The organism is Pseudomonas sp. DW-iso17, from assembly GCF_058725345.1.
This window is the reverse complement of sequence record NZ_JBZXEA010000021.1, coordinates 511,427-536,165: the sequence shown is the minus strand read 5'-3', so window position 1 is coordinate 536,165 and position 24,739 is coordinate 511,427. Positions and strand designations below refer to the sequence as shown.

Sequence of the window (24,739 nt, the reverse complement as noted above, 5' to 3'; positions counted from 1 at the left end):
GAACAGGGGCTTATTTCGCTACTGTGCGTATCGGAGTTCTGAAATTTGGGCAATTGCCTCCGATACTTATACCAGTTGAGCCGCTTTCAAGAGGAAGAGAGGAATATCTGAGTGTTTTCCTCCCCAGCCGCCGAAACTTTACACCTGATGCGCTCCATGATTTCTTCTCCAAGCTCGCGTGATGTAAAGTCGAACCTGAGCTGGTAAGACTTTTCGCTGCGCTCGGCTTCCCAATACGAAAGCCCCTGATCAAACTGGATGGTCAGTTGATTACCGGAGCGCAGCTTAAGCTGTAGCCGGCGGTAGTGCGGCAAGGTAGGCAGGCTTAGCACCTCTCCCTCGCGGCCGCAGTACGCCAGAGCCTGGCGGAGGGCCTCATCGCGCTCGCGAGCTGAGTGCCAGTCATGCCGGCACTGCCAAGGCGAGCGATTGTCTTCCCGCTGATATTGTCGGCCTAGGATTCGGATAGAGAAATCTGCATCACTCAGCCGTCCGAGCTCGTGGATCACGCTGACCAGCAGATTCACAACTAGCGGGCTGCATACGTAACGGTCGCTGTAAACCAGTTCTGTAATTGGATCCTTGCCTGTGAGGGCATCATTAATCAGGCCATTGGCCTCAGTACCTAGGTGCTCCCAGAACCGACGAGCAAAGTTGTCGAGCGAGCCATCCAGCTGATTGCCGATCTCGATCTTGATCAAGCCAGGGGGTGGGGCCGGCATGAGATCGGCAGCATTCAAGATGCGCTCTGCCTTGAGGTCGGAGGGGGTGCCTCGGATGATCCGTGCACCGGCCTCCGCTAGATCCCATGTGTGGCCAGGTGCGGCCAGGTTCGTATTGTCGCTAGCCCAGGCAATGCAGCCTTGTGGGCCTTGCAGTGAGACATTGAGTGCCAGCGCCCCGAGATCCGGTATGGAATTGTGTAGGCATATCTGTACTCCGTTGAAGGCTAGCTTTGCCAACCATTCCTTTTGGTCTCTTGGCAGGCTGGAAACGGTACTTTCCAGTAAATGTAATTGCACTAGGTGTCCGACGCTTTCCCAACTATGCAGTTGATGCCTCAGGCGGCGTGCGACAGCAAGATCCCACTCTTCGGCGGGTGCAGTGAAGTAAATGGCTACGGTCTTCGCGTTGTCGTCCCTAGTAATCGCTCTTTCGACCGCTTCCTGTAGAGTGGCGATTTCTGCCTGGCTTTTCGGACCAAAGACAGCGAGCTCGGCGGGCAGCGCCAGGCCGGCAAGCCAAGTCTGATTGATCCACTCCAGCGCGACATGACGATTGAGGCGCTCGGCCTCGAAGCGGGTATCGAAGCTGAGCAGGCAGTTCTGGCAGGCATGCGAGCAGTTGCAGCTGTCCAGACGGGCGATGACCTTTCGCCACAGGCTGGCTTCATTCAGCCGCTCCGCGGCCTGGGTGGTGTAGCCACCGCTGCGCAGGTCGAACACCCGGATGGCGCGGGTTGGCTGGCCATCGACCTTGATCGGGTGGCTGTCGCAGCCCAGCTCCTCGCTCTGTATGCCCAGATCGGCGGCAATCGCTTCGCGCAGCGCCACGGCAATCGAATAGGCGGTGACGTCGTCGTTGAGCAGTTCGCCGCTGGAAGGGTTGCGCAGCACCAGTTCCAGCGCATCGGTCAGGCTGTCATGGCCCAAGTGGACGTTCTGCTTGATCTTCCAGCTGTTGTGGCTGCCGGGGCAGATGTTGTCCCTGTCGTCGCTCCTGCCGCCACGCAGGCGGCGGTGCTGCGCCTTCTGGCGGAAGGCAGCCGGCAGATATTGTTCATTCGCTGGCGCAGAGCCGTCAGGGTGGCTGAGCATCGGCTCGGCCTTGCCGCACTCCAGGCAGATGGCAAAGCCCTTCTGGTTGGCGCCCGATGTGTAGTTGAACAGCTGCGCCTGCTGGCTGGCGCGGAACTGGCCGAGTGCCGGGTTGGCCAGGCAGACCCAGCTGGCCGGTACGTTCAGCCAGGGCGCATTGACCGGCACATACTGCAGGCGGCTGATGTCGTTGTGCGGCTCGTCGAAGAAGTCCACGGCAAAGCCGGAGGGCACCAGATATTCGCGAATATTTTCATCTTTGATCGGCTCACCGCACGCCTGGCAGTTGATCTCCCGTCCGGGGTTGATGGCCGTGTTGCTGGCACCGCACTTATTGCAGTGCCAAGCTTTCTTGAACAGCTGCAGCTCCTTGACGTTTTCGGCAGAGGCGGGAGCGTGCCAGTTCAGGGTGATGCCGGAGGACTTGTAGACCAGCCCATCCATGACCAGTTCGGCGCCCGGCGCATATTCGCGCAGGCCGGTGATACGGTCGCGGGAAGCCAGCGAGCGGTAGCGTGCACGGTTGTCCTCGCGCTTGTCGCCTTCCTCCTGCTTCAGGGTCTGCATGCAGCGGTTGTCGAAGCTGACGATATCGGTCGGGAAGCCGTAGCCAGGCAGGAAGCGCCGGTCGGCCAGCTCGCTCAGCAGGTACTCCTTCTCGATGCGGCTGAGCTGTGCCTCCATGGCTCGGTAGGCAGCGGCCTTCTTGTCGGCAATCTGCTGCAGTTGGGCTTCGCTGGCCGAGTATTCCTGCTGCCATGCCTGCATGATCTCTTTCATGCGGCGGCTGGCGTGCTTGAACAGCTCGGGCTGCGGGGTGGTATCGAGGAAGCTGCGGCGGGTGATGTCCTTGAGGGCCTGTCCCACCAGCGTTTCGGTATCGACCGCCTGGTTGTCGCACCACAGGCAGAATCGCGCGGCCAGCGACATAGGCAGTTCGCCGTCGAGGAAGAAGGCACCGGCGGTCATCGACTTGATTTCCTGGGCGGCGACCACGTGCTTGAGCCAGTGCGACAGCAGCCAGGCATTGACGTGGCGCTGTACCAGATCGGGGCTCTGCAGGGACACCTTGGGCATGCGCATGGGCGTGTTGAACGGCCAGAGCGGGTTGTTGAACACGCTCTGGTCGTGCGGGGTGTTCTTGCAGACGGCCAGGGCCAGCGAGCGTCCCTCGCGGCGGCGCCCGGCACGGCCGGCACGCTGCAGATAGTTGGCCGGGTGCGGGGGCACGTTGTTCATCGCCACCACGCTGATGCCGCCGATGTCCACGCCCATTTCCATGGTGGTCGAGCAGCTCAGCAGGTTCAGCCTGCCGGTCTTGAACAGGCCTTCGTAGCTGTCCAGCTTGCTCTTCGGCTGCTGTGCCGAGTGCTCGGCGGCACGGAAGTAGTGGCCCCCCTCGATGATCCGGTCCATGACGTCCGACCAGAGCGCGTCCTTGCGCAGCTGCTGGATCTGCGGCTCGCTGTTCAGCCAAGCGCGGATCGCCAGCAGGCCCTCATCACCCGGCACATGCAGGAGCGCCTCGGGCGGACGCGGCAGGGTGTAGGGCGTCACCTTGACGACCATCTCGCGGTCGGTACGTGGCGTATAGGGACTGAGCTGCTCGAACGGGGTGTTGATGAAGCGCCGCGATACCGGGCACAGGTAGACCGTTTCGGGCAGCCGGAAGCTCAGGTCCTTGAGGTCGAGCTGATAGCCGTCGCCTGACGAAATCAGCAGCTTTGCCTGCTGGGTCAGTACCCGCCAGGCTTCGCTCAGGATCGAGTCGATCTGGTCCTGATGGGCCGCGGTTGACCAGTTGAATGCCTTGCAGAGCAGCAGGATGGCCCGTGACTGGAGGCTGCTGACGGTATTGACGGATGGCCAGCGGGCAAAGCGACTTTGCAGCTTTTCAGGCTTTTCCCCCAGGACCGGCGCCACGACCCATTTGGGGCTGATGCGTGCGCCGATCAGCGACTGCCAGCGTTTGTCGATGTTCAGGAGGGTGTTTTCGCGGACGAAGAAGTCCAGCAGCACCTTCAGGTAGGTGCGCCAAGTGTCGACATCCAGATGTTTGGGCCAGGCCATGGGCTTGCTGGTGATGCTGTCCAGCTTGGGATAGCAGACCTGTACCAGGCCGAGGGTTTCCAGGCTGTTGGCACGCTTCGGGCGGCGATAGAACTCGCGGGCCAGCAGCATGTTGGCCAGGGCGACACTACCCTGCGGGCCGAAGGTGTTCGGTGCGAGGTTGTTGTAGTAGTCGAGCATACCCATCTGCAGCTCCGGCGTGCCGCCCAGATGGTTGGCCATGTCGGTCCAGCTGATTTCCGCGCCTTTGGCCGCTTCAGCTTGCATGTCCAGCAAGGATTGCAAGTGCTTTTGCTCGATACGACTCAATCGCTCTGCTGTTTGAAGGTCTTGCAGGTCCTGCAAGTCCTCTGCGGACAGTCCATTGACGGGTTGTGCCTGCAGCAGGCGCTGATAGATCAGCCCGCGAATCCGGTTGCGCTCGGAGTCCTGCTGCAGCTTGACGGCAATCCGTGCGGTGCCCTGGCGGCTGTCGGTGAAGGAGATCAGCTTGCGGCCCTGGAACGGCTTGCCGGTCGGCATCGGATCCGGCGGGCAGAACTCCAGCAGGGTGCCGATCACCGTGCTGAGGGTGAAGGGCGTACCGATGCGCGCGGGGCGCAGCAGGCTGCGGCCCTGGATATTGGCGCCACAGCAGGGGCATTCGTTCTTGGCAGTGCGGAAGAGCTGCAGCTCGATGCCACCATCCGCCGGACGATTGGGCGTCAGTCGGTGAGTGGCGCGATCGAGGAAGTCGGCACTGCCTTTCTTGACGGCGCGATTGGTGATCAGGATCTGGATGGATGACACAGTATCCTTATCCTTGGTCTGATCATCGGCCTCCGTGGCTTCATCTTCGAGAGCGAACTCGTCGTCCTGTTGCTGTGTCGGATCGACCAGAGCACTGCTACTGCTTTTGGTGGCCGCCTGCAGGAAGCTCTCGTTGCACTCCTCGCAGGACACCAGTGGCATCAGCGGCGCGCCGCAGCGGCAGTGAGTCCGCTCCTCCAGATAGACCATGCCGAACGGCCAGTCGGCATGTGCCAGCGCGGTGCCGGCCTTGTGGCTGCAGTTGCGGTCCACGCAGGCGCGGATTGCCGGAATCACGTTATGGAACAGGTGTGCGCGCAGCGGCAGGAAGGACAGCCCTTCGGCACTCTTGGTGCCGGACAGCAGATCCAGCCAGGCGAGCACCTGCGCCGAGGGTAGACCGGACTCACGGATCAGCCCTTGCAGGCTTTGTGGTTTCACCTGGCCATTAGGCATGAACAGGGCGCGCAGCCGCCGAGCGGTGGGGCTGGCCTCCAGACGCTGGTAGCGCAGCGCCGACTGTTCCTGGTCCGCCTCGATGGCGCCGATGGCTTCAGGGGTGTCCTGCTCGGCAACCAGGGTGGCGTTCAGCAGCGCCGGGATATCCCGATGTCCCTGCACGACATGCACCTGCTGCGGATCCACTCCGCCGATATCGGCGAGGAAGGTGCGCAGGCTCTCGATGGTCTGGGTATCCGAGCCGAAGGTGGCCGAGGTTGCCACGAAGCGCACATCCTGCGGCTTGACCTGGAAGGCCAGCATCACCCGGCGCAGCAGCAGCGCCATCTCCGCGGCCTGGGAGCCGATGTGGGTGTGCGCCTCGTCCAGAATGATCCAGCGCAGCTTGCCGGCCGACTTCTGCAGGATCGGCTCGTCATCCTTGCGGATGAGCATGTACTCCAGCATGGTCGCGTTGGTCACCAGCAGTTGCGGCGGGCTGGCGCGCAGGCTCTTGCGGTCGATCACCTGGCCATCGTACTGCTGGTCTCTATTCCTGCGTTCGTTCTCCAGGGCACCGGTGTATAGACAATGGCGAATCTGTCCGCCGAATCCGTGGGTCCAGGCATCCAGGCGGTTCTGTTGCGAGTTGATCAGGGCGTTTAAAGGGTAGATGAACAGGGCGCGGACACCCTCCGGGTCTTCGCCAGCGTCGATTTCCTTGGCCAGCTGGCTGAGGACCGGTACCAGGAAACACTCGGTTTTGCCCGAGCCGGTGCCGCTGGTCACCACCAGTGATTGCGGCTCGGGACGGTTGAGAATCTCCCAGGCCGCCAACTGGTGGGTGAAAGGATGGCGATTGCTGGGGAAGGCATATTCCTCTGCAAGATCATGGGGCTCCTTGGGCGGGGCCGCCATGGCTTCGGCAAGGCGTCGGTGTAGTAGGTTACCGCCGGCCAGCGAACTCATGGTTTCAGAGCTTTCCTGCCAGCCGAAGGTCGGCTCGAAGACTGGGTCGGCCAGCCAGGCGCCCGGAGTGCCGGGGGCAGCGGTCAGCTGATCATGCAGGAACTGCCGCAGCTGCGGATTGCCGAGGCTGAGCAGGCCCTGGGCGGCCCGCTCGCTGCGGGTGCTCAGGTTGCCGGTGAGGGCGGAGAAATAGTTCTTCTGATAGAGCATGGGATTCACTTCTGCATCGAGGCGGCTTGCGCCATGGCCAGGCCGAGTTGATAGGCCGAGTCAAACCAGACGCTATCGAACTGGCGAGCATTTCTGAGGCTGAACAGGCGTGCCGGGTCGGCTTGCCATTGCTGCCCGCGGCCAGCGTAGGTATCGAAGGCGGCCATGAAGGGCAGCATGACCGTGGCCAACTTGAAGTCGTTGGCAGGGAGCTTGCTGCAGCGGAGGAGCATTTGCCCGTGGGGCGTTTTCAGGAAGGCTCCTATATCCGTATTGCCGCTGCCGGGGTATTGATGGGTTTCGGCAGGGTTCCGCCGGAACATCTGCTGCATGGCCGAGTGCTCGCCATCAAACAGGTGCGACTGCCAGGAGGCGGTGAGCATCGCCGGGTTTTTCAGGAAGAACCCCACATCCGGGCTTTGCAGATCGAAGGAGTGGTGCAGGCCCTGATCGAAGATAAAGCGCAGCGCGGGCTGCCAGCGAGACAGGAACTGGCTCTTACTCTGGATGTCGGTGCGGATCAGCGACAGTAGCCGGGGATTGTCGACGGCCAGCTGTTGGCGCAATGTCGCAAAGGTGTCGAACCAGTGCTCCGGGGCAATCAGCAGCCACTCGAAGGGCAGCTCGCAGGGCAGGCGCTCGGCCAGGCGGCTGGAGAAATCGTCCAGCCGCAGGGTGGCCATGGCCAGCGCTTGCGGCTCGCGGATCAGTGCCTGGCAGATATCCAGGCTGGCCAGCGGCAGATGGTGCAGCCGGTCCAGCAGCAGCTCCAGCGTCTGCCAGTCCTCGGCTTCCGGATCCGCGGCCATGGCGCGCAGCGCGGCTCGGAGCAGGCGCATGCGCTCTTCACCATCGGCTTCGCAGAGCGCGTCGCGCAGCGGGGTCAGGGGCTTCGACAGTTGTCTCACGGTCGGCGGCACGACGGTCGGACGGCTGTGCAGTTTGGAGTCGTCGGGGGTGTACAGCAGCCAGGGACCAACCGCATCGGTCGGCAGGCTGACCAGCCAGTTGCCGGTGAACACCTGCTCGGAGAAATGCAGCGGCAGGCTGACTGGGTCATGTTCCGGCTCGGCCAGAGGCAGGGCCAGTATCAGGCCCTCGGCCTGGGACTGCTCGGGCAGGAGATCACGAGCGCCATCGCTCAGGGAGGCCATTTCTTTTTGGCTGTGCAGGCGGATGCGCGTCGAGTAGCGGCCCACCTGCAGGCGGGCGTGGGTCTGGTGGGCGTGGATCAGCTCCAGCTGCACGGTATGATCGAGTCCGGGGTGGCAGGACATCATCTGCTGGATTGCCGGAATCAGCTCGAACAGACGGATTTCGCGGATCCCGGTGTAGCGAATTTCCTGCGACAGGGTGGAGCGTGAGTCGGTGCCGCCGGAGGTCAGGCGAATCTGCCAGTTCTCGGCGCCCTGTGTCGACATCAATACCGCACGGCATCCGATCAGCTCTTCGATGGTCAGGGCCTGATTCAGCTTGAGAGGAGTGTCGTTGCGCAGCAGCGTGACGCCATAGCCGGGGAAGGGCAGAGTGAGCTTCTGCTCGCCGTCGGGCCACTGCAGGCACAGCGGAACCGTGGTGGCCGGCCGGCTGCCGGTGCTCTTCAGCCGCAGGGCCAGGCCTGTTCCATCATGGCGGCGCTCCAGCGCGATCTGTTCGCTCTCGCAGCGCACGGGCACATCAGGCCAGTGGTGAAGGCGAATGCTGCCCTCGAGGGTAGTGGCGCCCGGCGCGTAGGTGATGGAGGCTTCGTCCGGGAGAAGCACGGCGCGGGTGTTCAGCAGGCGCTGGCCATCCTTGCGCCAGATCAGCCGGCACAGCCCCGGCGCCCGGGCTTGGGCGAGCGGCAGCTCCTTGCCCTGCGTGCGGACAAACAGCTCATGGGCGGGCGCATAGCTGGAAAAGCCCGTTCCCTGCTCAATGCGTAGGCGCGGCGTGCCACGGAACAGCAGCCCCGGCACGGAGAGCGCCTCCAGACTGTTGCCATGCCAGTAGGCTTCCGGGTGGCGGGTAGCGCTGGCGCTGATGGTGACAACGAAGGGCTGTTGTTTGTACGTGAGCCGGGTGGTACCGGCGGGAAGTTCCATCAGCATTTGCCCGTCGGCCAGGCAGTCATGCAGCTCGCGAGCCTCGCCTTCTTCGGCATACACGATGGTTCTTGCCGGCATGGCCGCCAGTGCCGACTCGCCCTTGACCAGCGCATCGCCCTGGGCGAGCAGGCGGGCAAAGGGGTAGGTATTCTCGAAGATCAGCGGCTCGTCATGGCTCAAGGCTTCGCCGCCCGGTAGGTTGGCAATGTGCAGGGTGGCGCCCCAGCGGCTGACGATCAGCTGCGCGGCATTGTGCAGGCTGTGGATGGCCGGCAGCGGCCTGGCGATCAGCTGGTATTCCTCGTCTCTAAGCAGGGCTTCGCCGACCAGGTATTCCCGCTCGCCGATGCGCAGCAGGAGCTGGAAGTGTGGCGGCAGCGCATCCACGGCCATCCCCAGCGCCTCGGCAACCTGATCGCGCCTGGCCTGAGCCTGCATCACGAAGGACTGCTCGTAGACGGGTATGGAGCCATCGGAACTGAAGCGCAGGCCGCGCTGGATCTGGAAAGGAGGCCGCCGCGACTGGGGCGTGATGCTGACTGTATCCCGGACCAGACCCTTGATCAGGCTGGCGGCGGCCTGGGAATCGAGGGCGATGGGGAAGAGCTCTTCCCAGTGAGGGCACTCTTCCTGCAGCCGGGCGATTGGGTCTTGGGCGCCCTGCAGGGCATAGGCCTTGCGGATGTGCAGCACCGCCTTGACCAAGCTGTCGAGCAGTTCGTAGACCGGCGCCTGCTGGTAGCAGGCGGGCAAAAGCTCGGCCTGGGCCTCGATGGCCTGGCGCAGATGCTCATCCTGCAGGCGGTATTCCAGTGCCTGCTCAGTGACCATGCGTAGCAGGCGGGATAACCCGCCCTGTGCCGACTCGACAAGGCGCATGGGCAGGCCGCCATTCACCGCGACCAGGCCGATGAAACGTTTGCCTTCACTTTTTATAGTGGTTTGCAGACGCCACTGACGACGCCCATCAATTACCAGGCTGCGGGTCTTCTCATGAGCTACCTTTCTCTGGCCGGCTGCCTCGCACAGTGGTCCCCAGCGCCATGCTCCCCCTGGATATTCGCGCTTCCACCATTCGGCCGCAAAAAGTAGCCAGGCCTGAGCATATTCGGGGTGCGCGTGTTGCCCTAGGTTGAGCCCATGCAAGAGCTGGCGCAGTGTCTCGAATTCTTCTGATGAGGTCTTATAGGCGAATAGGGGACGACCATCCGGCTCTTGCAGTCCACGCCTAGATAAAAAATCTGAAATCCATTGGACAAGCGGCACACATAATTCCTTTTTTGTGAACGAGTGAGCTGCCTCAAAGGCTGTCCTTGGATCGTGTCCTTTTTTCAGTCTTAAAACAAGGCGACGGATTCATCCGGCTTGTGGGGGCTGGAGATGAAGTGCATTGATGGATGCACGTGAATCAAGAGATGCTCAGCCTCCGTTCAGCAAGGCAGCCGCCATACCGTCCAGTCGTTTTTTTGTCTTTTCCCATTGCGGCATGACCTGCTGCATAAGGCGGTAGAACCGCTCACTGTGGTTGTGTTCGGCGATGTGGCAAAGCTCATGCAAGATCACATAGTCGATGCACTCGCGGGATGCTTTAACCAAGTGGGGATTGAGCGTGATACGGCCCGCAGGTGAACAACTGCCCCACTGTGTCTGCATGCTTAGGATGCGCAGTGGTGGCTTGGCTGCAACCCAAAGGGCTTGTTGCAAGACAGCGTCTAGACGTCGATCAAACACCTCACGGGCGCGAGCTTTGTACCAGGCGTAAAGGAGTGCGCGGATCTTGTCTGCCGACTTGACCCGAACAGAAACCTCCAGCTTGCCCCGCAACAAACGCACCTGCTGTAGCTCATCAGGCGCCTCAATCACCTTGAGCACATACTGCTTGCCTAAGTAGTAGTGGCTTTCCCCGCTGACGTACTGCCGCGGGCGAACGTGGGTTAGCTGAGCACGGAACTCACGAAGCTGCTCATAGATCCAGCGACCGCGTCGTTTCAGCGCGGCCAATACCTGTTCATCGCTGGCCCCATCCGGCGCACTGACGCGCACGCGGCAGTCCGGATCGACTTTGATCAGAATGCGTGAAACATCGCGAGCCCTTCGCGTCCTTTCAACCTGTATCAACTCATCGGCATAGTGGAAGCTCAGCCAGCTCGACACTGCGGAGGCAGGTGGAGCGCTCATGACGATGGGTACACTCATAAGCCGGACAAGCCTACTCGCGTGATTTGCACCACCCACTCAACCATGGCCTTCGCCTGATCCATGCCAGCGCCCACCGCTTTGCACTCCTTGAAGAGCAGCGGCAGTAGCTTCTTGCGAATATCGCTCTCAATATTTTGTGGGTTGATTGAATGCTCAGCCACTGAGGTCGTGACCATTTCATCCAGGCTGAAAGCTAGTTTTACCCAGTGCTCCTGTGCCTGTTCATCAGCTGAAACCAAGGCCTCAGGAAGGCTCTTCTTGAAAATGCCGAAGTACGCCTGGGCATGCCGGTTACCCGCAAACACATCGGGCAGCTCATCGAGCTTGCGGGCCTGCACCTTCTGCTCAAATTCGTGGAATAGCAGGTATTGCTTAAGCGGGTGGTCAAATAGCTTTGCTGCCTCTTCGATGGCCTGGCGCAGCAGTTTGGAGAACGCTTCTTGGGCGTAGGGGTCATCACGCAACTCCTGCTCAATCATCTTGCTGACGCGGGTCTTGATGATGTCTGTTTCGTTGCGTGTCTTTTCCTCGCTCCACTGTTCAGGCTTTTGCTGCCCCATCTTGCCGACTTCATAAACTCCGCCGGGGTCTTTCACCTCGACGCCTACCACATGCTTATCCAGCAGCTTACGTACCTGCTCGGCATACTGGTCGTAGTTCACCGTTTCACCGGCATCTTGTTTGGCGAGTTGGCGCAGACTGGAGAACTGTTTAAGGGTTTCCTTGTAATGAGCGCGGTCGGCATTGCTGAAGCTGGTGTCCTCGAAGAAGGATGCTGACTGCAAAGCGACCTTTAGGCAGGTAGCGAACTCGGTCAGCGCTTCGTAGAAGTCGTCGCGTACCTTGAGATTCACATCAACCAGCTCCCCATCGCGCTCTTGCATCCTGGGCACCAGCACTTGGCGTAGCTGTTCGATATCACCTTTGTTTTTCACATCGGAGAAGATCGCCCAGAGGTTCTTATGCAGCTGGGGTAGCCGTTTGTACTCGCTGCTCATCTGGTTGTAGAGGCCAGCGATGTCATTGATGTCATAGCCGCCCTGAGTGCGGGAGGCCAGATCCTGATACTTTTGGATCGTGGTATCCAGCTCGGAAAGGATGCCCCTGTAGTCGATCAGCAGGCCGAACTTCTTCAGTGGGTGCAGGCGGTTTACCCGAGCAATCGCCTGGATCAGGTTGTGCTCCTTAAGTGGCTTGTCGATGTAGAGCACGGTATTTTTCGGCTCATCGAATCCCGTCAGCAGCTTGTCCACCACTATCAGGAGCTTGAGAGAGTCATCCTTGTCGAATCGCTCGATCAATTGCTTGGTGTAGATCTGCTCATCCGTACTGCCGACGTTTTTCTTCCACCACTGGGTTACCTCGGGTGAGGCCGATTCATCCACATCGGTGTTGCCCTCACGGCTATCCGGCGGGCTCATCACAACGGCGCTCTCGAACAAGCCTGCCTCATCCAGATACTGCTTGTATTTGATTGCCGAGGCCTTGCTGTCGCAGGCCAATTGACCCTTCAGCCCCTCGTCGATGTTCTTCACGAAGTGGTTAGCAATATCTAGAGCTATCAGGCGAATACGGTCATCCGCGCTATAGATTTGCCCCTTCTTGGCGAACTTGCGCTTGAGGTCGGCTTTCTGCTGCTCGTTTAGCCCTTCAGTGATTCGCTCAAACCAACTGTCGATGGCGCGCGCATTTACATCCAGATCAGGTATGCGCTCTTCATAGAGCAACGGTGTCACAGCCTGATCCTCCACTGCGCGCTGCATGGTGTAGGCATGCACGATGGGGCCAAACTTGTTCGTCGTCTTATCGTCCTTGAGCAGCGGTGTGCCGGTAAACGCGACAAAGGCCGCATTGGGCAGTGCCTGCTTCATGCGGATATGGTTTTCACCACCTTGGCTACGGTGACCCTCATCGATAAGCACGATGATGTTGGCACTGGTGTTCACGCACTGTGGCAGCTTGGTAGCGCTGTTGAACTTCTGGATCAGCGAGAAAATGATGCGCTCGTTGCCCTTACCGATTTGCTCAGCCAAGCGCGTGCCGGAAGTGGCCATGGCAGCCTCGCGATCCTTCTTGCCAGCCAGTTCGCCGCCCGAGGCAAACGTTTTGCTCAGCTGGCTTTCCAGGTCAACCCGGTCGGTGACCATCACAATGCGGCACTGCTTGAGAGAGTCATGCAGGATCAGCGCCTTGCTCAGAAAAACCATGGTGAATGATTTGCCCGAGCCGGTTGTATGCCAGATGACACCACCTTCACGACCGCCGTCTTTGCGTTTCTGATTGATCCGTTCAATCAGCCGTTTGATGCCGAAAACCTGTTGGTAACGCGCGACGATCTTGCCGGCCTTCTTGTCGAACAAGGTGAAGAAACGAGTCATCTCCAGCAGCCTGGCTGGGGACAATAGGCTAATGAGCAACTGATCTTGGCCTGTCAGTGCGAGCTCGCCGCCAGCGATCAGGTTTTCGTACCAGTGCAGATCAGCCGCTGGGCGATGGCTGAAAATTGCCGCCTTCTGCACACCAGTCAGTTGGCGATTCTTTAGCGTGTACAACTCAGAGGTAGAGATATCCTCTTCGCGCCAGGCCGCCCAGAACTTAGCTGGCGTGCCGCAGGTGGCATAGCGCCCATCGCTGCCATTGATCGACAGCAGTAGCTGGCTATAGGCGAACAGTTTGGGAATTTCGTCATGGCGCTGGTTGCGCAGGCTTTGCGAAACGCCTTCGTCGATTGTCGGGCCTTTTTGTGCATTGCCATCCGGGCGCTTGGCCTCGATTACGACCAGAGGAATGCCATTGACGAAGCAAACGATATCCGGCCTGCGCGCTTCCACACCGCCGCTGCGGAGCACGCGAAATTCTTCAGTGAAGATAAAACTGTTGTTGGCTGGATTGTGCCAGTCGATCAGCGCCACGGTTGGGCTGGCCTTTTTACCATCCACGAACTCCGTCACCGAGATGCCATACAGCAGATGGTTATAGAGCCGTTCGTTTGCAGCCATCAATCCTTCATTGAGTGCAGGGCTGCACACTTCACTGATCAGGTTGTCGATAGCTTTTGCGGAAAGCGGGTACTCACCGCCTCCAAACAGGAAGCGCCGCTTACTCAGCTGCTCACGCAGCACATCACGCAGCACCACGTCATCGCTCTTACCGGCCCGCGCAGCCAGAGCGTGCTCGGGTGACATGAATTCCCAGCCGAGGTTGCAGAGCAGCGCCAGAGCAGGAAGCTTTGCGCTGTACTCCTCCTGAAATTTCGGTGTTGGTGTCATGCGCTGTGATTCTCCGGGCGGCCATCCAGTTTTCGCTGAAAACCAATCAGCTCATGAATCTGGCTGCTGTGTGGGTCATAGACCCATTCATGATCAAAAAGGCTGGTTAAACGCTGAGTCATAAAGCAATCGCCTACGACCAGGGAATAGAAGCGGTTGCCATGAGTACGCTGCTGCTCAATTTGCTGGCGTAAATGCTCTGGCAAGCTAGCCATGATGAAGTCTGAAATCATCAACAGGTCTGCTCGTTCATAGGCTTCGCTTTTCATCACACCCAACGCATGATCCAATGCCGGGATCGCATCCGTACCGCCGTGAAAGGACATGCCCAGAAACTTGATCAATGCCTCCATACCAAAGTCGTCGCCAAGATCAAGCGTCTCGATGCCGGTGGAAAAATTAATCAAATAGCATGCTCGCTTTTGCTGCCTGGCCTTGCCTGCAATGAAGAGCGCCACGGCTTTGGCAACCGTCTCAGGCATACCGCTCATAGAGCCGCTGGTGTCGACACAGATCACCATTGGCCCTTGTTTAGCTGCCTCTTCAACGCTACGCAGCTCTTCTTTTTGGTGATGTTGCTGCACGCGCTGAATGCCCTGCATGTCAAAACACATCAGGCGTGACTCGACATACTTGAGGTCGAAAAGAATGGACGTTTCGGGGTCAGCCAGAAGTGCCAACTCGCTGGGCAGCACATGCTCGATGTCACGCCCTAGGCGAATGCCGATGATCTCTTCTCGCGAATTGATATCCGGTAACTCAATGTCTTGCGTATAGCGCACCTGGGCTCGCTCGATACGCTCGGATAACTCCAGCTGGCGTAGCTTGCCCAGCAAATCACATAGCGACCGAACACCCGGATCATTGGCCAAGTAGTTAGCCCACCGCTTAAAGCGCTCGATCTCTTGTGCAGAGAAATTGCCTTTGGACAGGTCAAGGAATATACCCGGGTCCAACCCCAGCATTTCCAACTGCTGTTGAAGCTGTTGCAGTAACTGCAGAAATACCTCGAGCTCCTCCATGAACTGCCGGCGCAGCATGGATATGCGCTCAAGCTCCCACTCGGCCCGCGCTTTATCTAGCGCCTTTTGCCATTCATCTCGCAAAAGGCGGGCACTTACGGTGCTATCGGCCTGACGTTTTTTGGTAACTGTTTGAGAGGCCGTCACCGCTGCTAGCTCACGCTGCCAAAAAGATTGATTGTCCGGCAGTTTGGCTACACGACAGAGCGCAACATACTCCGCAACAGCTGCTGCCAGTTCTGCACTCGAAACAGGGGAAGACTGGTTCCGGGTTTTCCAGTTCGATAGCTGCTGCTCATATAGCGCAAAGGGGAACTCAGCTTTCAGCTCTTCAGCCGAGGCCAGCTGCCACAGCCGAATCCTCTCTGCTACGTGACCTGCAATCGAATCAGAGTCTCTTAATAGCGACGCGAAGATACGCTGAGCATTATCGCTAACATCCTTGGCAGCACTAGCCAGTAGATCTAGCGGCATAATTCTTCCAGCCGTTCGCAGTCTTTGATACGAAGTTGCAAACCTTCGATTTGTAGTGCTATTCCCGAAATTGCTAGAGAAATCTTATCTGCCGGCACAAAAGGCGAGCTCAGCTTAGTCTCGTAGGCTTTAAATTTTTTCTCTACTTTTTTCAGAGTGAAAGAGAGCTTCTCGCGAATTTCACTCACCGAAGAGGAAAGGGAGGTGATTAATCGTATATTAATATCCTCCTTTCTGTCGCCTTTGTGAAAAAGAACTTCAGGCGTGAACTTAATGCTCAGGTAATCCACGTGGCCGTTAGATAAGGTGATCTGACAGGTTCCTTGTCCGTCAAATTTGCACTTAACACTTTTCTGTTCATTACCTTTACTGTCTAGCGGGTGGAACTCGTCTTTTGTCTTGAGTCTATCTTTTGCGATGAATATCTCAAATGCTTTTTCGTAGTTGCTGTAGTAGCTGTTTTTGGGCTTGAAGGTGCCTTTGCATTGAAAGAAATCCTTGTTGGAGAGCTTTACCGTTTTGTAAATATCAGCAGAATGGAAAAGCTCCTTCTTTATCTCCTTGTCTAGTGCGTCTTTCTCTTTATCCAGTGCAGCCAAATCTATACCACTATCAAACCCACAGGCCTTTACCGCCTCCGCAACGATATCCCAGACAGCCTGACGATTTTCTTCATGAGTCCACAGGCAGTGCTGCAGCAGCAAGGCGTCACTATGGTTGGTTTCCTTGCGATCATTAAAAAAGGCTGCTGCCTTCATAAGCATCGCTGCGCGCTGCCAGCGGCGGTCGGAGACATAAACCTTGAGCGTTTCGTATTGCTGCTCCAGCTGTTCGCGGATCAAGTGAATGATGGTTAGCGTCTCAGCAGACAGCTTGACCTGATGCAATTGCGCCATCCACTCAGCCCATTCGCTGGACTTCACCTGTTGAGCCGAGGGGATATCGATTTTGGCTTCGGTCGGTTTGCTATTAAGTAGCTGATCGAAGTGCTGGGCTTCACGAATGGGCCCCACCATCAGCCTCACAATAAAGCGGTCATACAAGGCTTCTAGGCCTTGATTGGCATCTGGCGTTTCGTTGGATGCAGCAATCAGGGCCTTGAGTGGGGCTTTCTCAATGGCTTCACCATTACGGAACACATGCTCGTTAATCAACGTCAGCAGGGTATTCAAAATAGCTGGGCTGGACTTCCAGATTTCATCAAGGAAGGCGAAATCGGCCTTGGGCAGATAACTATCTGTTTTGCGAATGTAGCGATCTTCTTTCAGCGCTTTTATGGACACAGGGCCAAACACCTCTTCAGGTGTGCTGAAGCGGTTCATCAGGTATTCGAAATAGGTTGGCTGCTCAAAGGCGCAGGCTATACGGCGAGAAATCAGACTCTTGGCCGTGCCGGGTGGCCCGTATAAAAATGTATTCTGCCCGCAGAGTGCTCCCAGCAGGGATACCGCGATGATCTCTTCACGCTCAAACATGCCCGCGCTTACGCTGGCGACCAAATCCCCGATACGCTTTTGCAAACCCACATCCAACTCCTTGCAATCACTCGGCAGCCCTCATGGCTACCACATGGTCAAAAGCCGCCAGGTAATCTGACAGACAATGTAACTAAGCCTCAGTGTGCTGACCGACTTGCGCACGTATTCCGTTTTCGAAAGTCATCAGCAGCTTCATTTTCTCAACGATCAGGCCAAGCACTTCCTCTTCATCAAAGTGATCCAGCACCCAGCTAAAACCCAGGATGCTGTTGTTCTTCCCCTCACTCCATACCTTGGTTTCGTTTCCCGTGAAGAGCTTTCGGCCCTGCTCTTGCAGCGTCTCATCAACATCACACAGGTATACCCGTACCGATGGCTTCATCGTGCTGTTGGCACCGCTCAGGTAGAGCACAACGTCAGACCACGTTTTCCAGTTGTCGGAGGCATAACGCAGTGCGGGGCCATTCTTCCAATTGTGCCGCCGGGTATAACGCGCATAGCCGGGCACCTCGGCATCGAGCTTGTCGAGCACCTTAGCGTCGAGGGCATCAATGACCTGGTCCTTGAGGCGCGTCAGCTTGTTGATTTGATGCAGGTGCTCGATAACAAAGTTGACGGCTTTGGCGTCCATGGCCTTCTCCACAGTGATGTTTTCCAGATGCAGCAGGAAGTCGCGGGCAAACACCTGCCACTTATCTACAGGATGAGTCAGCATGCGCTGAGCCAGTTGCTGACGTGCAGCGTCAATAAATTTCGCATAACTCAGGCCATGCCATGCGGCCCGCACGCTTTTGCCTGATGGTGAGAGCACGGCATAAAACAGCGGGCGCTCACCATCGTTGAGTTTGCGCTGAGCGAAGGCTTCATAGTCGGCAAAGGGGTTCACTTGTCCGTGGAAAATCTTGTTTTCCAAGAGCAGATCCCATCCATCACCGGGGAGCACTAGGTCGATTCGGTTGCTGTTGTGGGTGACCACCTCGCGCTGGGGTGCCGCTCGCAAACTAGGCGTCAGCGTTGAGGTATTGGGCAGGCAATTCAGCAGCGCAGTGAGGAAGCACTCCTCCAATCCATGCACCTGCGCTGGGTTGAGGAAGAACGCCAGCAAATCCGTGGTGGGGTTTTCGTAATAGCCGCGCCCACCCAAGGCAAAAATGCTCGGCTCTCGCTCAGGCTGATAAAAGCGCTCGGCCTTCGCCAGCAGTGCGCGCAGTTGTTCCAAATCCATGGTGTAACTCCCTGATCGAGTGAGCGGGCAATTCGGTCACTTGGATTTCTTCTTTGCACTCAGGCGCTTTTCCAGACGTTCAAGCTCTGCCAGCTCTTGAGCATCGGCGGCCAAAGCCTCGGCGCTGCGGCGGTGTTGGTCAAACGTCTCATAACGCTCATGTGCCACCTGCTTCATCTGCTCGTGGCTGATGCTGCCGGCAGTGCGTAGCAGCGGTTGCTCGTTGAAGGCCATAAAGCTGTCGATGTATTGCCGCCAATCGGCGAGCATCAAGTGCTTACGCTGCTCGGCGCGTAGCTCAGCGAAGTCGAGGAACATGCCGACCAGGCGATTGAGCTGGTCTAGTTCCTCGGCATTCAGGTAGTTCTTGGCCACCACAACATCGGCTTTGCGCACCCGGTCGCCCTTGAAACTAAGCAGGTTCATATTGGGTGCGCTGGCATCGGCGCGCTGCACTATCAGCTCGGCGGCGGTGTGGCCGGTAACGGCGAAGAACAGCTTGTTCTGCACTTCGGCAAACAAGCGGGCGGTGTCCTGCTCATTGGCGCGGTAATCCTCGGCCAGAGTGAAGAGATCACGTACCTTTTGGTAGAAGCGCTTCTCCGAGGCCCGTATGTCACGGATGCGCTTGAGCAGCTCATCGAAGTAGTCCCAGCGGGGCTCCTTCAAGCGGGCGTCGTCCATCACGAAGCCCTTCTGCAGGTACTCACCCAAGGTGCGGGTGGCCCACTGACGAAACTGGGTGCCACGAGTTGAGCGCACCCGGTAGCCCACGGCGATGATCATCGGCAGAGCGTAGTACGCTAGGTTGCGCCTGACTTGGCGCGAGCCCTCGGCTTGAACTGTCAAGTTTTCCTTGACGGTTGCCTCCTCTGTCAACTCGCCCTCAGCGAGGACGTTCTGCACATGCAAGCTGATGTTCTGTTTGCTGGTTTGGTACAGCTCGGCCATTTCTAGTTGCGTCAGCCATACTTGGCCATCCAGTACGCGGAGCACTAGTTGAGCTTCGCCGTCGTCACTGGTGTAAAGGATCAGGTCATTAGCATCCATGTTATTGGCCTCTACCTCTTAGCGTTGAGCGCAGCATCTCTGATGCTCCGGGCATGGTCGGTCCATGCTCCTGCGCCAGTAAGCCGGTTTCGCTGCGGCTGAATAGGGCCTGCAAGACAATATCTCTCGATTCCTTGTCGATCTCTGCTTCGTTAGTGAGTGACAAATATAGGTAGGTTAGCTGCTCACGCTCTTCGGCATCGCGCATAAGGTGGAACGAACTAAACGCCAGCCTCGACAATACCCTCAGCAAGAACGCATACACACCCGCAAGGGAACCGAAAAGGATAACCCCTTGTATCGTGTTGAGCTGAACGGGAGTCTCGCGGCCTTGCAGCCACGTGACAAAGATTTCTTGAAAATTTATCGCTGCGACGATAACCAAAGCAACAATAGCTAGCGTCCAAAGCCCGCCTTGTATTCCATACTTACGCGCCGATTTTGCCCAATATTCGGCAGGTTTTTTCAGTTTCAGCTTTTCTTCATAAGTGCTTTCAAGGGTCGTGACTTTCTCAGTCCATTCGGCTAATTGTCGTTCAAATGCATTGGATTGCGACTTTATCTTTCGGCGGCCTAATGCTTTTTGTACTTTAGCAAGTTTGCTGCTAGAAGCCCTATTCTGTGTATCCCAATCTGTAATTTCAGATTTCAGCTCGCCAAACTCAGTGAATAGTTTGTCTTGGGCGTCGGCGAACTGCGTGCGCAGATGCCCAAGAGACAATTTCTCACCATGGCGGCGCTTTACTATTTGAGAGTCCTGATTGGCAAATTCATAAGCATACATGTAGCCTTTGAAATGCTCGATATTGCTAATATTCTGTACGGATTTTCGAATCGAAAAGTCCAAGAATGCATTAGCTGTATTATCGCCATGTTCTTTGAGGCACTGGACGAATGGTTCAACAAAAGGATGACCACGCCAAAGCCAGTCTCGCTGTAATCGCTGAAAATAGCTTTGCTGAAGCTGCTGTAGCTGACGGCTTAGATCATCGTCGCTCCAGACCTCTATGTTGTCCTTCCAACCCTGAATCGTATCTGCCGCTCGGGTGAATACATCGCCTGCATTCAGATGTGTATGGTTAGCGCTATTTCTATCGGTCTGGACTATCTGTTTACGCTCCTTCCAAAAGCTTGCTTCTGCCTCACAGAACGTCAGAAAGGAACGCAAGCTTAGAAAATTCGTTACATGCCCAGCGCAATCGGTCAGCCGAAAATTAATAGTGCGATCCTTCACATAGCCCCCTTGGCATCAACAGTGACTCTACGCTTGCCGGTAAGTAGCTGCTGCATCAGGGCTTTTTTCTCCTGCTTTAGGCAAGCGAGCTTCTGCTCTAGCGCAATAACCTGCTTGCTGGCGACATGCAGGATATCTGCAATCCGCTCTTGTTCCTCCAGAGAAGGCACCGGAACCTTAGTGTTCATGAACTCACTAGGCTTGATGTTGAGCAGGCCATTGTTGCGAACACCAGTATTGACCAGCTGGCCAAGCTGAGGCTTCAGGTAGTCAGCCTCAAATAGATACTTGAAATAGCGGTGACTAAGACCCGGCTTTAGCTTAAAGCAGACATAAACATGAGGCACTAGGCCGGCGTCAAAAGAATCTAGATCAAATATGCAGCCAAATTCATAGGTCTTGGAGTTTCCTTTGTTGTAAGCAAACTCGCCACGCTTGAGCAGGATATAGCTCTCGACGCTCTTGCCAGCCATAAAGCGATTATATTTTTCATCCTGCCGAACAAATCCGCTGAGGGATGATATGGTAAGCACTGGGTGATCGCCGCCATCAGACTTTCTTTGAATGCGCTCTGCAATTTCGGATATACGCTTGAAGTCCTGCTCCCCATCTTCCTCAGCGCTTTCATGACTGCCAAGCAGCTGCTGCATCAAAGCCTTTTTCTGCTGCAGGCTGTTTTCCAGAAGTTGCTCGGCAGTAGCGATGGCCTGATCCCAAGTGGAGAGAATCTTGGCGATTTTTTCTTGCTCGTGATGGGGTGGTACGGCAATTTTTAGTTTTTTGAAATATGGCAGGCCAATGGTTTTTATGGTTGAGCCCACCGCCTGACGCTCAAACTCTGGTTTCATCATTTGTAGCCAGTTATATAGAAACCAGCTATTCATTTTTTGGCTATTGTCACAGCGCCATGCGATAAAATGCTGGCTGACTGCCATAGGGCTAGCCAGAATGGCACTTTTTCCAACACCCGCATCACGGGACAAAATTACGGTTCCTGCTGGGTGCAGAACAGCAGATGAGTTCTGGATGCCTTCTTCTGAGATCTCCTTATCAGTATTAAAAATGAGTCCTTTGTCTAAATTAAAAGAGTCGGCAAGCGAAACCCATTTTATGCCCCCGTTCCAATAATTGGATTTCTCTTTGTTAGGCGTATGGCCACTGCCGCGAACAGTAAAATTATCGAGGAGGTCATACTTCCAGTCAGTAGGTATGTTGCTTTCTTGAGCGCTACGCACCATAGCCTAGCTCCTTTAAGTACACATCCATCTGCACTTCCAGCTCAGCCAGCTTCGCCTTCAGCTTCTCCCGCTCTTTGCGCACAAGCAGCAAGTCGACTGTTTCCTCTTCTTCAAAGGTATCCACATAGCGAGGGATATTTAGATTGTAATCGTTGTCGCGAATTTCCTGCAGGCTGGCACGGTGGCTGTACTTATCCGAGTTAATGCGGTGGCGATAAGTTACTAGGATGTTTTTGATCTGCTCATCCCCCAGCACGTTCTGGTTTTTACCTGACTTGAAGTCTCGGCTCGCGTCGATAAACAGTACGGTTTCATCGGTCTTGGCTTTGCTGAAGACCAAGATTGCAGCGGGGATGCCGGTGCCGTAGAAAAGCTTCTCCGGTAGGCCGATCACGGCATCCAGAAGGTTTTCCTCGATCAACTGCTGGCGAATCTTGCCTTCGCTGGAGCCGCGGAACAGCACACCGTGAGGCACGATCACCGCCATGCGCCCGGTCTTGGCTTTCAGGGTTTCGACCATGTGCAGGATAAAGGCGAAGTCACCTTTGGTTTTCGGCGGAATACCGCGTTTGAAGCGCCCAAACTGATCGTGCTCGGCTTCGTCATGGCCCCACTTGTCCAGCGAGAACGGCGGGTTAGCGGTGACGATATCGAACTTCAGCAATTGCCCATTGGTATCGAGCAGCTTGGGGTTGCGCAGGGTGTCGCCCCACTCAATCTTGTGGTTGTCCTCGCCATGGAGAAACATGTTCATCTTGGCCAGCGACCAGGTGGAGCCGATCGCTTCCTGGCCATAGAGGGCGTATTGCTTGCTGTTGTGGTGCTCGCGCACCTTGCGCCCGCACTTCATCAGCAGCGAGGCCGAGCCGCAGGCCGGGTCGCAGATGCTGTCGCCCGGTTGCGGGTCGAGCAGTTCGGCGATCAGCTCGGAAACTTCCGGTGGGGTGTAGAACTCACCAGCTTTCTGCCCGCCGCTGGCGGCGAAGTTTTTGATCAGGTACTCGTAGGCGTTGCCAATCACGTCCAGGCTGCCGACGCGGGATGGTTTGAGGTCGAGCTCTTCACGGGCGAAGTCTTCGAGCAGGTGGCGCAGGATGGTGTTCTTCTGCTTCTCCTCGCCCAGCTTGTCGGTGTTGAAGGAGATGTCCTGGAACACGCTCTTGCCGGCATCCTTGAGCTTGGTGCCATTAGCTTCCTCGATGGCATGCAGTGCCTGATCGATGCGCTCGCCATTGCCCGGCTCATAACGTCGATCGTAAAGGGCATAGAAGTTGGCATTGCGCGGTAACACGAAACGCTCGTTCTTGAGCATCTCCTCGATCAGTTCCGGCTCATCGCCGTATTCCATCCTGTAGCTGTCGTAGTGGTCCTGCCAGACATCGCTGATGTACTTGAGGAACAGCATGGTGAGGATGAAATCTTTATAGGTGTCCGCACTGATGGTGCCGCGGAAGGTATCGCAGGCAGCCCACAGCGCCTTGTTGATGTCGTCCTGGTTTACTTTGTCGCTCATGGTTCAATCCTTAATAAGGTGCTGGTAAATGCCTTGCAGCATTTGCTCTCTGTTGGTTTGCAGGCGTGCGATCAGCTCATCCTCTTCGTCCCATAGCGCTTGCAGAGCAATCAGCTTCTGCTGAGTGGCGAGTGGCGGAAGGGGAATCCTCATATCCAGCAAGGACGCTTTGCTGATGGCCTGAATCGCACTGCCGCTGCGCTCAAGGCTTCGCTGGCTTTGAGGCAGATTGATGAGCCAGCACAGGTATTCGGGTAAGACATCCTGTTTTTTTGTGCTGACAATAAAGAACTGGCTGGTGGCAACAACCGGTTGCTGCCCCGTGAAGAGAGCAGCCTTGTTGTTGTCGCCACGGGCGATCACCGCGATGTCGCCTGATTGGAGCAGCGGCGGTGAGGTGCGCGCATCCCAGCTGATGGCCGTTAGCGTGTCCGGCTCAATGGCCGAGCTTTGACGCAGATCCTTGATCTGTAGAACACGGATATCACCAGCAGGGTCATGCTCCAACGCGCCGCGGAAGGTGTATCCAGAACGGACATCGGCCACATCGCTCAATTTGAATGACGGGTTTGGCATAAGTAACTCTGGGTAGAAGCGCCATCCTTGGCGCAGGCGTTCATCAGGCTTCGCAACGCTGATACTGATTTTGTAACCACTGAGTTTTTTCGGCGTCCAGCCCAAACCAGGCGGCGTCTCCCTGCAGCCGGGTTACCAGTAAGCCGTCATCAGCATCCATTGCTGCTTTGAGGTTATCCCTTACCTGAGTGGCGCTCTGGCTCGTGGCAACAATCCAAGTGGACTCCAGCGGCCGACACCAGGTGCCATAGGCTTTGATGCGGTCATACAGGGCTTGGTAGTTACGCTGCTTACGCAGGTCATAGGCGATTTGGTACAGTTTCATAGCTTTAGCTCTCCTAACGGGTCAGTTATTGCAATCGCGGCAGGCTGCCACCTGCCGCACCTCATTTTTATCTCCGTACAGCTCGTACTGAGGTGAGGCGAGATCAATATCGCCTAGCTTGCTGCTGCCGTCAATATTTTTATGCAGTAGGATCTCTATGGAGTTCTTGCTTGGGGTCAGCGGTGCGTCCTCTTCTTTCCGCTTTTGCCGTCGCCTCGTCTGACCTAGCCGTTAGCGTGCGGCCCGATCCCCCTCACCCACAGCGAGCTGACTCGGGGCACGCAAAGCAGCGCCATACTCGCAAGCGTGCCGTCCTCATTTCCCAGTCTGGGATCTGACGAAATTTGCAGCATCTGCGTTAGCGCAGCGAAACATCGAGTTAACGTGTGCCTCGTAAGTAATTGGGAGCGCACGCTGATGAGATGGTTTTTCGTGGTGATGCTTTGCGGTGGTGCAGGTCTCTTGCTAAGCGCCCAATATCAAGTACCGCAATGGTTGCTTTGGCTGCTGCTGGCGCTGGGAACCACGATATGGGGCCTGGCCAAGTGGATGGAACGGCAGGAGGCCAAGACGGAGCGCAGCCATGATCGTGCACACTGACCCGGATTGGTCTGCATGGGATCTCCCAAGACTGCAGGCTTTGCAGCTTCCTGCTCGGCAAACACTGGTTGGCATTGCACCCTAACTGCGCGCTAGGTGGCGGGCGCTGGCGAGCCAGCGGCCCGGGACTTTACGTTTATGGCCAGGAGATAGCGA

At 57.0% G+C, this 24,739-nt stretch carries 14 protein-coding genes; 1 reads left to right on the top strand and 13 read right to left on the bottom strand.

Going from position 1 to position 24,739, the window contains the following annotated elements; all coding sequences use genetic code 11:
* Positions 1 to 86: 86 nt before the first annotated feature.
* The 13 genes from AC4PS6_RS16790 to AC4PS6_RS16730 all read right to left on the bottom strand — a co-directional run bounded on the left by AC4PS6_RS16790 (position 87) and on the right by AC4PS6_RS16730 (position 23,983).
* Complete coding sequence (locus AC4PS6_RS16790; protein ID WP_054881254.1) at positions 87 to 6,293, bottom strand: DEAD/DEAH box helicase; 6,207 nt, start codon at positions 6,291 to 6,293, stop codon at positions 87 to 89.
* Positions 6,294 to 6,298: 5 nt separating this feature from the next.
* Positions 6,299 to 9,646 carry an STY4851/ECs_5259 family protein gene (locus AC4PS6_RS16785; RefSeq protein ID WP_223656451.1) on the bottom strand — a complete coding sequence of 1,116 codons (3,348 nt, stop codon included), beginning with the start codon at positions 9,644 to 9,646 and terminating at the stop codon, positions 6,299 to 6,301.
* A gap of 153 nt (positions 9,647 to 9,799) precedes the next feature.
* The gene (locus AC4PS6_RS16780; RefSeq protein WP_054881253.1) at positions 9,800 to 10,576 is read right to left on the bottom strand and encodes a M48 family metallopeptidase; all 777 of its coding nucleotides are present in this window, start codon (positions 10,574 to 10,576) and stop codon (positions 9,800 to 9,802) included.
* Complete coding sequence (locus AC4PS6_RS16775) at positions 10,573 to 13,848, bottom strand: type I restriction endonuclease subunit R (RefSeq protein WP_054881252.1); 3,276 nt, start codon at positions 13,846 to 13,848, stop codon at positions 10,573 to 10,575. Before AC4PS6_RS16775 ends, AC4PS6_RS16780 begins: the two co-directional genes overlap by 4 nt.
* Positions 13,845 to 15,344: a VWA domain-containing protein gene (locus AC4PS6_RS16770; protein ID WP_054881251.1), complete on the bottom strand. Its 1,500-nt coding sequence runs from the start codon at positions 15,342 to 15,344 to the stop codon at positions 13,845 to 13,847. The genes AC4PS6_RS16775 and AC4PS6_RS16770 overlap by 4 nt, the downstream gene beginning before the upstream one ends.
* The gene (locus AC4PS6_RS16765) at positions 15,335 to 16,870 is read right to left on the bottom strand and encodes an AAA family ATPase (protein ID WP_054881250.1); all 1,536 of its coding nucleotides are present in this window, start codon (positions 16,868 to 16,870) and stop codon (positions 15,335 to 15,337) included. Before AC4PS6_RS16765 ends, AC4PS6_RS16770 begins: the two co-directional genes overlap by 10 nt.
* Before the next feature lie 82 nt (positions 16,871 to 16,952).
* Positions 16,953 to 18,047 (bottom strand): PD-(D/E)XK nuclease family protein, encoded by a 1,095-nt coding sequence (locus AC4PS6_RS16760; protein WP_054881249.1) that lies wholly within the window; start codon positions 18,045 to 18,047, stop codon positions 16,953 to 16,955.
* 36 nt (positions 18,048 to 18,083) lie between these two features.
* Positions 18,084 to 19,097: a virulence RhuM family protein gene (locus AC4PS6_RS16755; protein WP_003291346.1), complete on the bottom strand. Its 1,014-nt coding sequence runs from the start codon at positions 19,095 to 19,097 to the stop codon at positions 18,084 to 18,086.
* 1 nt (position 19,098) lies between these two features.
* Positions 19,099 to 20,331 carry a DUF6161 domain-containing protein gene (locus AC4PS6_RS16750; protein ID WP_054881248.1) on the bottom strand — a complete coding sequence of 411 codons (1,233 nt, stop codon included), beginning with the start codon at positions 20,329 to 20,331 and terminating at the stop codon, positions 19,099 to 19,101.
* Positions 20,328 to 21,569 (bottom strand): restriction endonuclease subunit S, encoded by a 1,242-nt coding sequence (locus AC4PS6_RS16745; RefSeq protein ID WP_071534856.1) that lies wholly within the window; start codon positions 21,567 to 21,569, stop codon positions 20,328 to 20,330. Before AC4PS6_RS16745 ends, AC4PS6_RS16750 begins: the two co-directional genes overlap by 4 nt.
* A complete protein-coding gene (locus AC4PS6_RS16740) occupies positions 21,559 to 23,082 on the bottom strand; it encodes a type I restriction-modification system subunit M (RefSeq protein WP_033991389.1) in 1,524 nt (507 codons plus the stop codon). Before AC4PS6_RS16740 ends, AC4PS6_RS16745 begins: the two co-directional genes overlap by 11 nt.
* A gap of 3 nt (positions 23,083 to 23,085) precedes the next feature.
* Complete coding sequence (locus tag AC4PS6_RS16735) at positions 23,086 to 23,763, bottom strand: restriction endonuclease subunit S (RefSeq protein ID WP_223656452.1); 678 nt, start codon at positions 23,761 to 23,763, stop codon at positions 23,086 to 23,088.
* A complete protein-coding gene (locus AC4PS6_RS16730) occupies positions 23,702 to 23,983 on the bottom strand; it encodes a hypothetical protein (RefSeq protein ID WP_033991388.1) in 282 nt (93 codons plus the stop codon). The genes AC4PS6_RS16735 and AC4PS6_RS16730 overlap by 62 nt, the downstream gene beginning before the upstream one ends.
* 417 nt (positions 23,984 to 24,400) lie before the next feature.
* On the opposite strand from AC4PS6_RS16730, the gene AC4PS6_RS16725 reads away from it, so the two are divergent.
* Positions 24,401 to 24,583 carry a hypothetical protein gene (locus AC4PS6_RS16725; RefSeq protein ID WP_043217148.1) on the top strand — a complete coding sequence of 61 codons (183 nt, stop codon included), beginning with the start codon at positions 24,401 to 24,403 and terminating at the stop codon, positions 24,581 to 24,583.
* Positions 24,584 to 24,739 lie beyond the last annotated feature (156 nt).

Excerpts from the sequence above, each read along its gene's own strand:
- AC4PS6_RS16790 (WP_054881254.1), bottom strand. The coding sequence starts at position 6,293 with ATGCTCTATCAGAAGAACTATTTCTCCGCCCTCACCGGCAACCTGAGC.
- AC4PS6_RS16780 (WP_054881253.1), bottom strand. The coding sequence starts at position 10,576 with ATGAGTGTACCCATCGTCATGAGCGCTCCACCTGCCTCCGCAGTGTCG.
- AC4PS6_RS16775 (WP_054881252.1), bottom strand. The coding sequence starts at position 13,848 with ATGACACCAACACCGAAATTTCAGGAGGAGTACAGCGCAAAGCTTCCT.
- AC4PS6_RS16770 (WP_054881251.1), bottom strand. The coding sequence starts at position 15,344 with ATGCCGCTAGATCTACTGGCTAGTGCTGCCAAGGATGTTAGCGATAAT.
- AC4PS6_RS16760 (WP_054881249.1), bottom strand. The coding sequence starts at position 18,047 with ATGGATTTGGAACAACTGCGCGCACTGCTGGCGAAGGCCGAGCGCTTT.
- AC4PS6_RS16755 (WP_003291346.1), bottom strand. The coding sequence starts at position 19,097 with ATGGATGCTAATGACCTGATCCTTTACACCAGTGACGACGGCGAAGCT.
- AC4PS6_RS16745 (WP_071534856.1), bottom strand. The coding sequence starts at position 21,569 with ATGGTGCGTAGCGCTCAAGAAAGCAACATACCTACTGACTGGAAGTAT.
- AC4PS6_RS16740 (WP_033991389.1), bottom strand. The coding sequence starts at position 23,082 with ATGAGCGACAAAGTAAACCAGGACGACATCAACAAGGCGCTGTGGGCT.
- AC4PS6_RS16730 (WP_033991388.1), bottom strand. The coding sequence starts at position 23,983 with ATGAAACTGTACCAAATCGCCTATGACCTGCGTAAGCAGCGTAACTAC.
- AC4PS6_RS16725 (WP_043217148.1), top strand. The coding sequence starts at position 24,401 with ATGAGATGGTTTTTCGTGGTGATGCTTTGCGGTGGTGCAGGTCTCTTG.